Annotated in this window: 14 protein-coding genes; 9 read left to right on the top strand and 5 right to left on the bottom strand. The window is 58.9% G+C overall.

The genetic code is table 11. The annotated features are described in order from the left end of the window. The first annotated feature begins 126 nt into the window (after nucleotides 1-126). The 3 genes from CKW26_RS15785 to CKW26_RS15775 all read left to right on the top strand — a co-directional run bounded on the left by CKW26_RS15785 (nucleotide 127) and on the right by CKW26_RS15775 (nucleotide 1,861). Nucleotides 127-402 (top strand): hypothetical protein, encoded by a 276-nt coding sequence (locus tag CKW26_RS15785; RefSeq protein ID WP_038358513.1) that lies wholly within the window; start codon nucleotides 127-129, stop codon nucleotides 400-402. 262 nt (nucleotides 403-664) lie between these two features. Continuing rightward, nucleotides 665-1,249: a papain-like cysteine protease family protein gene (locus CKW26_RS15780; RefSeq protein WP_095049288.1), complete on the top strand. Its 585-nt coding sequence runs from the start codon at nucleotides 665-667 to the stop codon at nucleotides 1,247-1,249. Between the two features lie 12 nt (nucleotides 1,250-1,261). Next, nucleotides 1,262-1,861: a hypothetical protein gene (locus CKW26_RS15775; protein ID WP_095049287.1), complete on the top strand. Its 600-nt coding sequence runs from the start codon at nucleotides 1,262-1,264 to the stop codon at nucleotides 1,859-1,861. Nucleotides 1,862-1,915: 54 nt separating this feature from the next. Here the strand turns inward: CKW26_RS15775 and CKW26_RS15770 are convergent, their stop codons facing one another. Continuing rightward, complete coding sequence (locus CKW26_RS15770; RefSeq protein ID WP_038358505.1) at nucleotides 1,916-3,256, bottom strand: DEAD/DEAH box helicase; 1,341 nt, start codon at nucleotides 3,254-3,256, stop codon at nucleotides 1,916-1,918. 191 nt (nucleotides 3,257-3,447) lie between these two features. On the opposite strand from CKW26_RS15770, the gene CKW26_RS15765 reads away from it, so the two are divergent. Next, a complete protein-coding gene (locus tag CKW26_RS15765; RefSeq protein WP_095049286.1) occupies nucleotides 3,448-4,746 on the top strand; it encodes a mechanosensitive ion channel family protein in 1,299 nt (432 codons plus the stop codon). Between the two features lie 91 nt (nucleotides 4,747-4,837). On the opposite strand, the gene CKW26_RS15760 is transcribed toward CKW26_RS15765, so the two are convergent. The 3 genes from CKW26_RS15760 to CKW26_RS15745 form a co-directional block, all read right to left on the bottom strand. Further along, entirely contained in the window at nucleotides 4,838-5,695 is an 858-nt protein-coding gene (locus tag CKW26_RS15760; protein WP_095049285.1) for a carboxylate/amino acid/amine transporter, read from the bottom strand. Nucleotides 5,696-5,978: 283 nt separating this feature from the next. Next, nucleotides 5,979-6,578 carry an FMN-dependent NADH-azoreductase gene (locus tag CKW26_RS15750; RefSeq protein ID WP_095049283.1) on the bottom strand — a complete coding sequence of 200 codons (600 nt, stop codon included), beginning with the start codon at nucleotides 6,576-6,578 and terminating at the stop codon, nucleotides 5,979-5,981. A 230-nt stretch (nucleotides 6,579-6,808) separates the two neighbouring features. Further along, on the bottom strand, nucleotides 6,809-7,123 hold the full coding sequence (locus CKW26_RS15745) for a 3-phosphoglycerate kinase (protein WP_095049282.1): 315 nt from the start codon (nucleotides 7,121-7,123) through the stop codon (nucleotides 6,809-6,811). Between the two features lie 49 nt (nucleotides 7,124-7,172). On the opposite strand from CKW26_RS15745, the gene CKW26_RS15740 reads away from it, so the two are divergent. The 5 genes from CKW26_RS15740 to aqpZ all read left to right on the top strand — a co-directional run bounded on the left by CKW26_RS15740 (nucleotide 7,173) and on the right by aqpZ (nucleotide 12,371). After that, complete coding sequence (locus CKW26_RS15740; protein ID WP_007914443.1) at nucleotides 7,173-8,096, top strand: LysR family transcriptional regulator; 924 nt, start codon at nucleotides 7,173-7,175, stop codon at nucleotides 8,094-8,096. Nucleotides 8,097-8,110: 14 nt separating this feature from the next. Continuing rightward, a complete protein-coding gene (locus CKW26_RS15735) occupies nucleotides 8,111-8,914 on the top strand; it encodes an alpha/beta fold hydrolase (RefSeq protein WP_095049281.1) in 804 nt (267 codons plus the stop codon). A 3-nt stretch (nucleotides 8,915-8,917) separates the two neighbouring features. Further along, complete coding sequence (locus CKW26_RS15730) at nucleotides 8,918-9,475, top strand: peptidylprolyl isomerase (protein ID WP_095049280.1); 558 nt, start codon at nucleotides 8,918-8,920, stop codon at nucleotides 9,473-9,475. A gap of 88 nt (nucleotides 9,476-9,563) precedes the next feature. Then, nucleotides 9,564-11,396 carry an ABC transporter ATP-binding protein gene (locus CKW26_RS15725; RefSeq protein WP_093438109.1) on the top strand — a complete coding sequence of 611 codons (1,833 nt, stop codon included), beginning with the start codon at nucleotides 9,564-9,566 and terminating at the stop codon, nucleotides 11,394-11,396. Nucleotides 11,397-11,675: 279 nt separating this feature from the next. Then, a complete protein-coding gene (gene aqpZ, locus CKW26_RS15720) occupies nucleotides 11,676-12,371 on the top strand; it encodes an aquaporin Z (RefSeq protein WP_095049279.1) in 696 nt (231 codons plus the stop codon). Nucleotides 12,372-12,422: 51 nt separating this feature from the next. On the opposite strand, the gene CKW26_RS15715 is transcribed toward aqpZ, so the two are convergent. Further along, nucleotides 12,423-13,547 (bottom strand): GNAT family N-acetyltransferase, encoded by a 1,125-nt coding sequence (locus CKW26_RS15715; RefSeq protein ID WP_095049278.1) that lies wholly within the window; start codon nucleotides 13,545-13,547, stop codon nucleotides 12,423-12,425. Nucleotides 13,548-13,727: the final 180 nt, after the last annotated feature.

Below are 13,727 nucleotides of genomic sequence, written 5' to 3'. Positions count from 1 at the left end.
TTTGCCGAAAATAGCGACTTATCGGTCACACAAATCGACACGCATCACGTGCATTGCACTGAACTTTTCCAGGCCAGCAGCCCTCAACCGATCAACTCGCCTTGACCGGAACTGAGGCCGCCCTCCATGAAAATCCTTAACACATTATTGATCGCCACCACCCTTGCCTGCGCCCTGCCCGTCTGGGCCTGCACGCCGGAAGAAGCCACCGCCAAACGCGAACAACTGGCCAAGGAAGTCGCCAAGCTCACCGAACAGAATCCGGCCAAGGCCAAGGAGATCAACGCCGAGTTGCAGAAGATGGATCTGGGCACGGCCAGTGCCGATCTGCCGGATAAATGTCAGTTGATAGATCAGCGGTTGAAAGAGTTGGGCACGGCGGAGAAAAAAGCGGAAAGCTAAAAGCCAGATTAAAAGATCGCAGCCTGCGGCAGCTCCTACATCGATCCCTGTAGGAACGGCCGAAGGCTGCGATCTTTTGATCCTGAAAATGCATTTATGCATTTATTTATTTGCATTAACGCATATCCACATCTACGGTTACATCGAGCAACGAGATCGGAACCCGCCATCGGAGATGGCAACCCTTGCACACCGATCGCTCGGCAACACCGCTACACCCACACAAGCTGGACGCTTGTTTTCACTCATGGAGGATTGAAAAATGTTAACCACAGCAGCAACACAATTCACCGGCGAATCACTGCCAAGGTGCCTGGCCAGTCACCTGCTCGACCCACAACTGGTCGAAGTCGAGGCCGCTGAACAAATCAGCGCCCTCGCCGCCGGCAGCCTTAACTTCAACATGCAGAAACAGACCCAGACCAACTGGTGCTGGGCGGCCGTTTCCGCCTCGGTCGGTAACTATTACGGCACCGGCAACTGGACGCAGTGCGGCGTGGCCAGCACTCAGCTCGACCGCAACTGCTGCAATCAGCCGGGGCCGTGCAACGTCTACGGCTATCTGGATTCCGCTCTGCAAACCACTCGCAGCTACAACGGCATGAATCAGGGCTCGCTACAGATGTCGGCCATCCAGAACCAGATCAGCATGGGCCGCCCGGTCGGCCTGCGCTGCGCCTGGTACGGCGGCGGTGCGCACTTCCTGACGATCTACGGCACCAACGGCGATTACGTATTGGTTGCGGACTCGATCTACGGCTATTCGACCCGCGCACTGAACGCGTTCCCCCGCGCCTACAACGGCGGCGGCAATTGGACTCACACTTACTTCACCGTGAAAAACTAGGAGGGCGACATCATGCAACTGACTTATCCAAAGGCGCCTTCCAACGGCGTACAGACCTTGCGCCCGGCGCTGCAAGCGGCACTGCAAACCCAAGGCTTTGGCGCCAATCGCCAGTTCGCCAACGCAGCACCTGCAAAAATCAGCCTCAGCGAAGCCTATCGTGGCTACTCGTTGAACCTGGAAGACCTGAGCAGCGGCAAAGGCCTGAAGGATGCCCGCCTCGGCGACTGGCATTACCTGGTGTTTGCCGACGGCGTGACGATTGCCGATGCGCAATTGGCCGAGGTGCGCGGGCATGTCGAGTTCGCCTCGCTGAATCACGGCGATCACGCCGCCGCGACGGTAGGTGCGCTGAAACTGGCGGAACAAGCGCCGCAATTGCAGGGTAAAAACGTTGAGCTGCGCGTGCTGTTTGTCTCGGCGCTGCATGTTGTGGCGATCTGGCTGCACGCCGACGGTGATGACGTGCTGATCCCGATCGAGCCGACGCCGAAGGAGCTGGCGGTCACGCGGTTGTACAGCGAGGCAGCCTTGCTCGCCGCATTGAAACCGGCGGCAGATCAAGCCAAACGGCGCTTTGATGCCGACACCAGTGGCCAGCTCGGCAACTGATGTACAAAAAAAACCCGGACACTGTCCGGGTTTTTTATGCTCGCTTGAAACGCCTTACTCAGCCGCAGGCTCTGCTGGCTTGCGACGCTTGAGCGGTGCCATGCCATCGCTGCTCACCAACGAGTCCGGCTTCGGACGGTTGACGCTCTTGCGCTTGGTCGGCGTCTTGGCGGCGGTTTTCTTCTTGTCGCCCTTGGCGTCGGTCTTTTTCTTCTTCACGCCAACGGCTTTGCCCGAGGCCTTGACCTTTTTCGGTCCGCCGTAGGTGCCTTTGACTTCCTTGATGGTGCGGCGCTCGAAGCTCTGCTTCAGGTAGCGCTCGATGCTCGACATCAGGTTCCAGTCGCCGTGGCAGATCAGCGAGATCGCCAGACCGTCGTTGCCGGCACGGCCAGTACGGCCGATGCGGTGCACGTATTCGTCGCCGCTGCGAGGCATGTCGAAGTTGATCACCAGATCCAGGCCATCAACGTCCAGACCACGGGCCGCGACGTCGGTAGCGACCAGAATCTTCACGCCGCCCTGCTTCAGACGGTCGATCGCCAGTTTGCGATCCTTCTGGTCTTTCTCGCCGTGCAGCACGAACGCTTTGTATTCCTGAGCCACGAGACGGCCGTAGATACGGTCGGCCATGGCGCGGGTGTTGGTGAAGACGATGGCCTTCTGATAGGTCTCGTTGGCCAGCAACCAGTTCACAATCTGCTCTTTGTGCTGATTGTGGTCAGCGGTGATGATTTGCTGGCGAGTGGTCGAGTTCAGTTGGCTGACCGCATTGAGCTGCAAGTGCTCAGGGTTGTTCAGCACCTTGCCGATCATCTCGCGCAGGCCGGAACCGCCGGTGGTGGCGGAGAACAGCATGGTCTGCTGACGGTTAGGACATTCGTCGACCAGACGCTGTACGTCTTCGGCGAAGCCCATGTCGAGCATGCGGTCGGCTTCGTCGAGCACCAGCACTTCGACTTCTTTGAGGTCGAGGTTGCCGGCGTTGAGTTGCTCGATCATCCGGCCCGGGGTACCGATGAGGATGTCTGGCACTTTGCGCAGCATCGCGGCCTGGACCTTGAAGTCCTCACCGCCAGTGATCAGGCCGGACTTGATGAAAGTGAACTGCGAAAAGCGTTCAACTTCCTTCAAGGTCTGCTGAGCCAGTTCACGGGTCGGCAGCAGGATCAGCGTCTTGATGCTGACGCGGACCTTGGCCGGGCCGATCAGGCGATTGAGGATTGGCAGAACGAAAGCGGCAGTTTTGCCGCTACCGGTTTGCGCCGTCACCCGCAGATCACGCCCTTGGAGCGCCAGCGGGATGGCCGCGGCTTGCACAGGCGTTGGCTCGACAAATTTCAGCTCGGCCACAGCTTTAAGCAGGCGTTCGTGCAGGGCGAATTGGGAAAACACGGGTGCTACCTCGAAGATATGCAAAAAAACAGCTGCATAGGTTACCGGTTTCGAGCGCTCAGGCCGAGTTTCTTTATACAAACGGACGTAATCAGTGGCTTTTTTGTTGCTCGATTTGTCTTGAACGGTAATACACGGCGTCTTAAATGCTCTAATCGCCCATCGCGTCTTACAGAAGAATCGTTGCTCATATGGATTTCAAACAGCTCTGGCTCAACGCCCAGGACCTCTGGGGCACCCTCGAACAGCATCCACTTTTGCAGGCCGGCCTAGCGCTGATGCTGCTGTTGGTCATCGCGCTAGTACTCGGACGAGTGGCGCGTTACCTGATCCTGCACGCCAGCCGCATGCTCGGCCGCCAGCCGGCGCTGCACTGGATCAATGATTTTCGCCACAACAAGGTGTTTCAGCGCCTGGCGCAAATGACGCCGTCGCTGGTCATCCAGTTCGGCCTGCATCTGGTGCCGGAACTGAGCAAAACCGCGATGACCTTTCTTGGGAACGTGGCGTTGTCGTTCACCATTCTGTTCCTGCTGCTCTCGGTCAGCGCTCTACTCAATGCCCTGCTCGACATCTATGCACGCACCGAACATGCGCGTACGCGCTCGATCAAAGGCTACGTGCAGCTGGCAAAAATGGTTTTGTACGTGTTCGGCGCGATCATCATCGTCGCCACACTGATCGACCGTTCGCCGCTGTTGCTGCTGTCCGGTCTGGGCGCAATGTCGGCGGTGATTCTGTTGGTCTACAAGGACACCCTGCTGTCGTTTGTCGCCAGTGTGCAGTTGACCAGCAACGACATGTTGCGGGTCGGCGACTGGATCGAGATGCCGCAAGTCGGCGCCGATGGCGATGTGGTCGACATCACCCTGCACACGGTCAAGGTGCAGAATTTTGATAAAACCATCGTCTCGATTCCGACCTGGCGGCTGATGTCGGAGTCATTCAAGAACTGGCGCGGCATGCAGCAATCGGGCGGGCGGCGGATCAAGCGCAGCCTGTTCATCGATGCCAGCGGCGTGCGTTTCATCCGTGACGACGAAGAAGAAAAGCTCTCCCAGGTGCACCTGCTCACCGATTACATGAGCCGCAAAAAAGCTGAACTCAAGGCGTGGAACGAAGCGCAGGGCAATGTCGCGGCGATGTCGGCTAACCGTCGGCGCATGACCAATATCGGCACGTTCCGCGCATATGCACTGGCGTACCTGAAGAGTCATCCGGAGATTCAGCCGAACATGACCTGCATGGTGCGGCAGATGCAGACCACGGCGCAGGGTATTCCGCTGGAGATTTACTGCTTCACCCGCACCACGGTGTGGGCCGATTACGAGCGGATTCAGGGGGATATTTTTGATTATCTGTTGGCGGTGCTGCCGGAGTTCGGGTTGAGCCTGTATCAGCAACCGAGTGGCGGGGATTTGCGCTCTGGCCTGCTGCCGGCGGTGCTCGGCGCGGCCAGCATTCCCGAGCCGCAAAAACACCTGATGTAACACACGATTCCCGTGTAGGAGCTGCCGCAGGCTGCGATCTTTTGACCTTAAAGATCAAAAGATCGCAGCCTGCGGCAGCTCCTACATGGGTTCATGCAGTGCGGCGGATGCCCAGTCGGCTGATCCATACGGCGGCAAGGATGACGCTGCCACCGAGGAACAATCTTCCAAGTTCCTCATGCTGATTCCAGATCAGCAGATTCAGCAGCAACCCCACCGGCACATGCAGATTGTTCATAACCGCCAGCGTGCCGCCGTTGACCATGCACGCACCCTTGTTCCACCAGTACATGCCCAGCGCGGTCGAGACCAGGCCGAGGAACAGCAACACGCCCCATTGCAGCGGCGCTTCCGGGAGGAAGTTGGCTTTGCCGAACATCAGGAATGCCGGCAGCACCACCGCCAGCGCGCCGAGATAGAAGAAGCCGAAACGCCGATAGTGCGGTAGATCGCTCGGGTGTTTCGCCACCAGATGCTTGTACATCACCTGCCCCGCCGCGTAGGTGAAGTTGGCCAGTTGCAGCAGCAGGAAGCCCATGAAGAAGTCCGGACTGACGCTGTCGAAACGAATCACCGCCGCCCCGCCCACCGCCACTAACGCGGCGATCAGCGCCCACGGGTTGAAGCGTCGGTTCAGCGCATCCTCGATCAACGTCACGTGCAGCGGCGTGAGGATGGTGAACAGCAACACCTCCGGCACCGTCAGCACGCGGAAGCTCAGATAGAGGCAGACGTAAGTTACGCCAAACTGCAAGGCGCCGATCATCAGCATGCCGCGCATGAACGAAGGTTCCACCGAACGCCAGCGGGTCAACGGAATGAACACCAGCCCCGCCAGCACTACGCGCACCAGCACCGCGAAGTAACTGTCGACATGACCGGCCAGATATTCGCCGATCAGACTGAAGGAAAACGCCTGGATCAGCGTGACAAAAAGTAGATAGCCCATGCTCGCCCCTAATTTGAATGGCGGCGACGATAGCGGTTTTCTGGTCTCACTGCGAATAGCCCGAAACACAACATTCCCCTGTGGGAGCGAGCAGGCTCGCTCCCACCAGGAGTTTTGCGTCGAAAAAAATACAGGCAAAAAAAAGCCCGATCTCGCTAATGCGTTCAATCGGGCTACAGCACTCAGGAGCAACAAGTGCAAAGGGAGGTTCGATGCGCGTAGAGCCTTGAAGGGGTTGCGCCAGGTCACTTAAACAATCGGGGATTATCTGGCGATTAACCTATCAAGCAACCTGAGACAGTTTGGCGTTGGCCTGATTCAGGCCCTTTTCCTGGAAGTCGCCACCGAGGTTCATGCCCTCTGCATGAATGAAGGTCACGTCGTTGATGCCGATGAAACCCATGACCTGGCGCAGGTACGGTTCCTGATGGTCGGCCGGACCGCCGGCGTAGATGCCGCCGCGAGCGGTGAGCACGTAAGCACGCTTGCCGCTGAGCAGGCCTTGCGGGCCGGTTTCGGTGTACTTGAAGGTCACGCCGGCACGCAGCACGTGGTCGAGCCAGGCCTTAAGGGTGCTCGGGATGGCGAAGTTGTACATCGGCGCGGCCATCACCAGTACGTCGGCGGCGAGCAACTCATCAGTCAATTCGTTGGAACGATCCAGCGACGCTTGCTCGTTGGCGTTGCGCTGCTCGGCAGGCTTCATCCAGCCACCTAGCAGGTTGCTGTCCAGGTGTGGCACCGGGTTCACGGCGAGGTCACGCACAGTGATCTGATCGTTGGGATGCGCTGCTTTCCACTGACTGATGAAAGTCTGGGTCAGTTGACGGGAAACCGAGTCTTGCTGGCGGGCGCTGCTTTCGATGATCAGAACGCGGGACATGGTGTGTAGCCTCCATCCGAGAATGTTGTAGGTCGATGGAATGAAGGTTAAACAGAGTCGAATCGATGAAAAAGCGCAAATAATTGCTGCAAAGCATCGAATAATTCGTTTAGATGCTGACACACACCTTGTAGGAGTGAGCCTGCTCGCGATAGCGGTGTGTCAGTTAACACACATGTATCTGACACACCGCTATCGCGAGCAGGCTCACTCCTACAAGGGATCGACCGTTATTTCGGGGTGCAGGTCAGTTTGATGCGCAGCTTGATGATCTCGCGGGTGAACTTGGCCGTGGCGTTTTTATGTTTGCCGGCCGGTACCTCGATCGTGCGGGTGCGTGGTGCTTCCGGGCCATTGCTGAACACCGCTTTGCACGCCGCGTCGACATCACCGTAGTTCGCCACCCGAATCGAGCCGATGTCGTTATCGGTATCGAAGGTCTCGTAATCGATCTTCATGCCGTTGAGATCCTTCTGCACATCGATCGGGTAAGCAAAAGCAGTCAGCGGCAGCAGCGCCAGCAGCACACAACAGAATTTTTTCATTCGGCAGTCTCCATGAGGGACGGCCAGCTTAGGACAAGAGGAGCTATTGATGAAAGCGCCCCGCGTGACCCTGGATCAATGGCGAACATTGCAGGCCGTGGTCGACCACGGCGGATTTGCCCAGGCCGCCGAGGCCTTGCACCGTTCGCAATCGTCGGTGAGTTACACCGTCGCCCGCATGCAGGACCAACTCGGCGTGCCGTTGCTGCGCATCGACGGGCGCAAAGCCGTGCTCACCGAAGCCGGCGGCGTGTTGCTGCGCCGCTCGCGGCAACTGGTGAAACAGGCCAGTCAACTGGAAGACCTCGCCCATCACATGGAGCAAGGTTGGGAAGCCGAGGTGCGGCTGGTAGTCGATGCGGCCTACCCGAGCGCACGCATCGTTCGCGCGCTGACCGCGTTCATGCCGCAGAGTCGCGGCTGCCGCGTACGTCTGCGTGAAGAAGTATTGTCGGGTGTCGAAGAAGTGCTGCTCGAAGGCGTGGCCGATCTGGCCATCACCGGCCTGAGCATTCCCGGTTACCTCGGCGCGGAATTGAGTGACGTCGAGTTTGTCGCCGTCGCCCACCCCGATCACCCGCTGCACCGGCTCAACCGTGAGCTGAGCTTTCAGGATCTGGAAACCCAGATGCAGGTGGTGATCCGCGACTCCGGCCGCCAGCAACCACGGGACGTTGGCTGGCTCGGCGCCGAACAGCGCTGGACCGTTGGCAGCCTCGCCACGGCGGCGACGTTCGTCAGCAGCGGACTCGGTTTTGCCTGGCTGCCTCGCCACATGATTGAACGAGAGCTGAAGGATGGCTCGCTCAAGCTGCTACCGTTGGACAGGGGCGGCAACCGCAACTCCAGCTTCTATCTGTATTCGAACAAGGACAAACCCCTGGGCCCGGCCACGCAAATCCTCATCGAACTGCTGCGTACCTTCGACACTTTGCCGCTGGACGCACCGTTCGCCGCCCCTGAACAAGCCTGACACGGAGTTCACCGATGGCCTGGTTCGAACATGAAGGTTGCAACCTGCACTACGAGGAATATGGCCACGGCGCGCCGTTGCTACTGGTTCACGGGCTCGGTTCGAGCACACTGGACTGGGAAATGCAGATCCCGGCCCTGGCCGCGCACTACCGCGTGATCGTCCCGGACATCCGCGGCCACGGGCGTTCGGACAAACCGCGCGAGCGCTACAGCATCGCCGGTTTCAGTGCCGATATGCTGGCGCTGATCGAGCACTTGAACCTCGGCCCGGTGCACTACGTCGGGCTGTCGATGGGCGGCATGATCGGCTTCCAGTTCGGCGTCGATCATCCTGACCAGCTCAAGAGCCTGACCATCGTCAACAGCGCACCCGAAGTCAAAATCCGCAGCCGCGACGACTACTGGCAGTGGTTCAAACGCTGGAGCCTGATGCGCGTACTCAGCCTCGCGACCATCGGCAAAGCCCTCGGCGGTAAACTTTTTCCGAAACCGGAACAGGCGGATCTGCGACAGAAAATGGCCGAACGCTGGGCAAAAAACGACAAACGTGCTTATCTCGCCAGCTTCGATGCGATTGTTGGCTGGGGTGTTCAGGAACGACTTTCCCGAGTGTCCTGTCCAACGCTCGTCATCAGCGCCGACCGTGACTACACACCGGTGGCACTGAAAGAAACCTATGTAAAACTGCTGCCGAATGCGCGGCTGGTGGTGATCGCCGATTCGCGCCACGCCACCCCGCTCGATCAACCCGAACGTTTCAATCAAACGCTGCTGGAGTTCCTCGCCGCAGCCGATATTCAATCTCAGGATCACTGACCCATGTTGAAAAAACTCGCCCTCGCCGCTGGTACTGTGCTGTTTGCCGCCAACCTGATGGCTGCCACGCCGGCCAAAGCACCGCACGTGCTGCTGGACACCACCAACGGCCAGATCGAAATCGAGCTGGATCCGGTCAAGGCACCGATCAGCACCAAGAACTTTCTCGATTACGTGAACAGCGGCTTCTACAACAACACGATTTTCCACCGTGTGATCCCGGGCTTTATGGTCCAGGGCGGCGGTTTCACTCAACAGATGCAGCAGAAAGAAACCAAGGCTCCAATCAAGAACGAACACAAAAACGGTCTGGCTAACGTTCGTGGCACCTTGTCCATGGCTCGCACTTCCGTACCTGATTCGGCGACCAGCCAGTTCTTCATCAACGTCAAGGACAACGACTTCCTCGACCAGGGCGACGGCTACGCAGTATTCGGCAAAGTGGTCAAAGGCATGGACGTTGTCGACATCATCGTCAACTCGCCGACCACCACCAAAAGCGGCATGAAAGACGTACCTGCCGACCCTGTATTCATCAAGTCGGCCAAAGTCATCGACTAAGCTGTACAGGGCGTATCGAGCGGCGCTGGCCTGATCCCGCGCCGCTCACACCGATAAAAGGAGAGCCCGTGCTCCGGGCGGTTATCTGATGCTCTATCGCCGTTTCGAACAACTGATCGACGTGTTCCGCGACGCCCCCACGGCATCCCCGCCGGATCGCGTGCTGCCCTTCTACACCTATTACCTGAAGCAGGTCTGGCCGAGTTTTGCCGCCCTGCTCACCGTCGGACTGTTCGGCGCCTTGATCGAAGTGGCGTTGTTCAGCTACCTCAGTCGCATCATTGACCTCGCCCAAGGTGCACCGAATCCGAATTTCTTTCAGGAGCATGGCCTGGAATTGGCCTGGATGGCCGTGGTCGCGCTGATCTTGCGCCCGGTCTTTGTCGGCTTGCACGACCTTCTGGTGCACCAGACCCTGAGCCCGAGCATGACCAGCATGATCCGCTGGCAGAACCACAGCTACGTGCTCAAGCAGAGCCTTAACTTTTTCCAGAATGACTTCGCTGGTCGTATCGCCCAACGCATCATGCAGACGGGCAACTCGCTACGTGACTCTGCGGTGCAAGCAGTGGATGCGTTGTGGCATGTGCTGATCTACGCGATCAGCTCGCTGGTGCTGTTCGCCGAGGCGGACTGGCGCCTGATGATTCCGTTGCTGACGTGGATCGCCGCTTACATTGGCGCGCTCTGTTACTTCGTGCCGCGGGTCAAGGAACGCTCGGTGGTGTCCTCCGATGCACGCTCCAAACTGATGGGGCGGATCGTCGATGGTTACACCAATATCGCCACCCTGAAGCTGTTCGCCCATACCAATTACGAGCAGCAATACGCCCGCGAAGCAATCGAAGAACAAACCGAAAAAGCCCAACTGGCGGGCCGCGTTGTGACCAGCATGGACATCGCCATTACCACCATGAACGGCCTGTTGATCGTCGGCACCACAGGCCTGGCCTTGTGGCTGTGGACGCAATCGCTGATCACTGTCGGGGCGATTGCCCTGGCAACCGGTCTGGTGATTCGCATCGTCAACATGTCCGGCTGGATCATGTGGGTGGTCACCGGCATTTTCGAAAACATCGGCATGGTCCAGGACGGCTTACAGACCATCTCGCAACCGGTCAGCGTCACCGATCACGAGCAGGCCAAACCGCTGGAAGTGGCCCGTGGCGAAGTGCGTTTCGAGCACGTGGATTTTCACTACGGCAAGAAGCGCGGGATCATCGGCGATCTCAATCTGAACATCAAACCGGGTGAGAAAATCGGTTTGATCGGGCCGTCCGGCGCCGGCAAATCGACGCTGGTCAATCTATTGCTGCGCCTGTACGACGTCGAGGGTGGGCGGATTTTGATTGATGGCCAGAACATCGCCGAAGTCGGTCAGGAAAGCCTGCGTGCACGGATCGGCATGATCACCCAGGACACCTCGCTGCTGCACCGTTCGATCCGCGACAACTTGCTGTACGGCAAACCGGATGCGACCGACGCAGAACTGTGGGACGCGGTGCACAAGGCGCGCGCCGATGAGTTCATTCCGCTGTTGTCGGACGCTGAAGGTCGCACGGGTTTCGATGCGCATGTCGGTGAGCGTGGGGTGAAATTGTCCGGTGGTCAGCGTCAACGCATTGCGATTGCGCGGGTGCTGCTCAAGGACGCGCCGATTTTGATCATGGACGAAGCGACCTCGGCGCTGGATTCGGAAGTCGAGGCGGCGATTCAGGAAAGCCTGGAAACGTTGATGCAGGGCAAAACCGTGATCGCGATTGCGCACCGACTCTCGACCATTGCCCGTATGGATCGCCTGGTGGTGCTGGAGAACGGCAAGATTGCCGAGAGCGGCACCCATGCCGAGCTGTTGGCCCATCGCGGTTTGTATGCACGACTTTGGGCGCACCAGACCGGAGGGTTTGTCGGCATCGATTGACCTTCCCATGATTGTTCCCACGCTCTGCGTGGGAATGCAGCCCGTGACGCTCCGCGTCACTGGACGCAGAGCGTCCCTTGAGGCGTTCCCACGCAGAGCGTGGGAACGATCACCGCCACAGCCCGCCAACCACGGGCGCTGGCGGTTTTTTGTGGCCGCTGGAAATCCGCAGAAAGCCTGCTGTACTCAGCCAAGGTTTCGGCACGAAACCTGTCGTAAATCTGCAGGGATGCACAACTCGATGCAGTCTCGATAGCAGGGCTATCAAGGACGCCTCTCATGTCTCTGTTCAAACGTTCAGTCACTGAGTTGTTGGGTACGTTCTGGTTAGTATTGGGTGGTTGCGGCAGCGCGGTGATCGCCGCGTCTTCACCGTTGGGAATCGGGGTGCTGGGGGTGGCCCTGGCGTTTGGTCTGACGGTGCTGACCATGGCATTCGCCATCGGTCACATCAGCGGATGTCACCTAAACCCGGCCGTGTCGGTCGGTCTGTTCGTCGGCGGTCGGTTTCCGGCCAAAGAGTTGCCCACCTACATCATCGCGCAGGTGCTCGGCGCGATTCTCGCGGCGGCGCTGATTGCGCACATTGCCAGCGGCAAGGAGGGTTTCGATATCGCCGCCGGCCTCGCATCCAATGGTTATGGCGAGCATTCGCCGGGGAAGTATTCCATGGCGGCGGGGTTTGTGACCGAGCTGGTGATGACGGCGATGTTCGTGATCATCATTCTGGGCGCGACCGATAGACGCGCACCACCGGGGCTGGCACCGATCGCCATCGGCCTGGGCCTGACGCTGATTCACCTGATCTCGATTCCCGTCACCAACACCTCGGTGAACCCGGCTCGTAGCACCGGGCCGGCATTGATGGTCGGCGGCTGGGCGATTGCGCAGTTGTGGATGTTCTGGGTCGCGCCGTTGATTGGCGCGGTGGTCGGTGGCGGGATCTATCGCTGGTTGGGCAAAGAGGAAACCTGAGGTGTGCCTGAGATCCCCTTGTAGGAGCTGCCGAAGGCTCCTACAGGGGATCTATGTCTGGCGGTAGGGCAAGGCTGTTTTCGCTTCTTCGGCATACGCGAGGATGCCGGCGCGTTCCTGATGCAGGAAATCCTTCACCGCCGCGTTCAGACCTGGGTGCCGCAGGTAATGCCACGAATGGGTGATCACCGGTTCAAACCCGCGAATCAACTTGTGCTCGCCCTGAGCGCCAGCATCGAAACGCTGATAACCCTGCGCGATCGCATAATCCATGCCCTGGTAAAAACACGTCTCAAAGTGCAGCCGATCAAACTCCGCCAGACAGCCCCAATAGCGTCCGTAGAAACTGTCGCCCCCCACCAGACTGAAGGCCATCGCCACCGGCCGTGAGCCTTGTTTGGCCAGTACCACGCGGATCGCCTCGGGCATACGCTCGGCTAGCAGACTGAAAAACTCCCGCGTCAGATACGGCGTCTGGCGCCGCACCGCATAGGTGTTGGCGTAACAGGCATAGACAAAATCCCACTGCGCCTCCTCCAGCTCGCGCCCCTCCCGCCATTCAAATTCAAAACCCTGCCCCGCCACTTGCTCGCGCTCCTTGCGCATCTGTTTGCGCTTGCGCGAACTGAGTACGTCGAGGAAATCCTGAAAGTCGCGATACCCGCGATTCTGCCAGTGATACTGACAGCCAATGCGTTGCAGCCAACCCGGTTGTTCGGCCATCGCCGCGTCGGTAAACGGGTCAGTGAAATTGATGTGCGCGCTGGAAAGCCCTTCGATTTCCAGGTAACCGGGCAGGCTCTTGAGCAGCTCGAAACCGTCTTCGACATTGGCCGCCAACAAGCGCGGGCCGCTCACCGGGCTGAATGGCACAGCCGTCAAAAGCTTGGGGTAGTAATCGATACCGGCGCGGGCGCAGGCGTCGGCCCAGCCGTGATCGAACACGTACTCGCCGTAGGAATGCCACTTGCGATAACTGGGCAGTGCGGCGATCAGTCGATCATCTTCAATATGCAGCAAATGCTCAGGTTGCCAGCCGGTATGAGGGCCAACGCTGCCACTGTCTTCCAGTGCACTGAGAAAAGCGTGGCGCAGAAATGGCTGGCTTTCAGGCACCAGCGCATCCCAGGTTGCCGGAGCGATTTGCGACAGGTTTTGCAGGCATTGCAACGGCATCGACAGCTCTCCACAACAGGACTTCAGCGCCCGGCGAGTATCGCCGATTGCGCGCCATTGCACACCCGCAATCGGCCGACAGCGCTCTAGATCAATAGTTCAGGCCAAATCGATATCGTCATCAACCTGCCATCACTGTGCCACTGCTCTGTCATAAACCATCGCGATACTGGCGCCTGT

Origin of the sequence: Pseudomonas sp. Irchel s3h9 (assembly GCF_900187475.1) — a bacterium.
GTDB classification, from domain to species: Bacteria; Pseudomonadota; Gammaproteobacteria; order Pseudomonadales; family Pseudomonadaceae; genus Aquipseudomonas; species Aquipseudomonas neuropathica.
The sequence above is the reverse complement of the archived record's forward strand: the minus strand, read 5'-3'. Positions and strand labels throughout refer to the sequence as shown.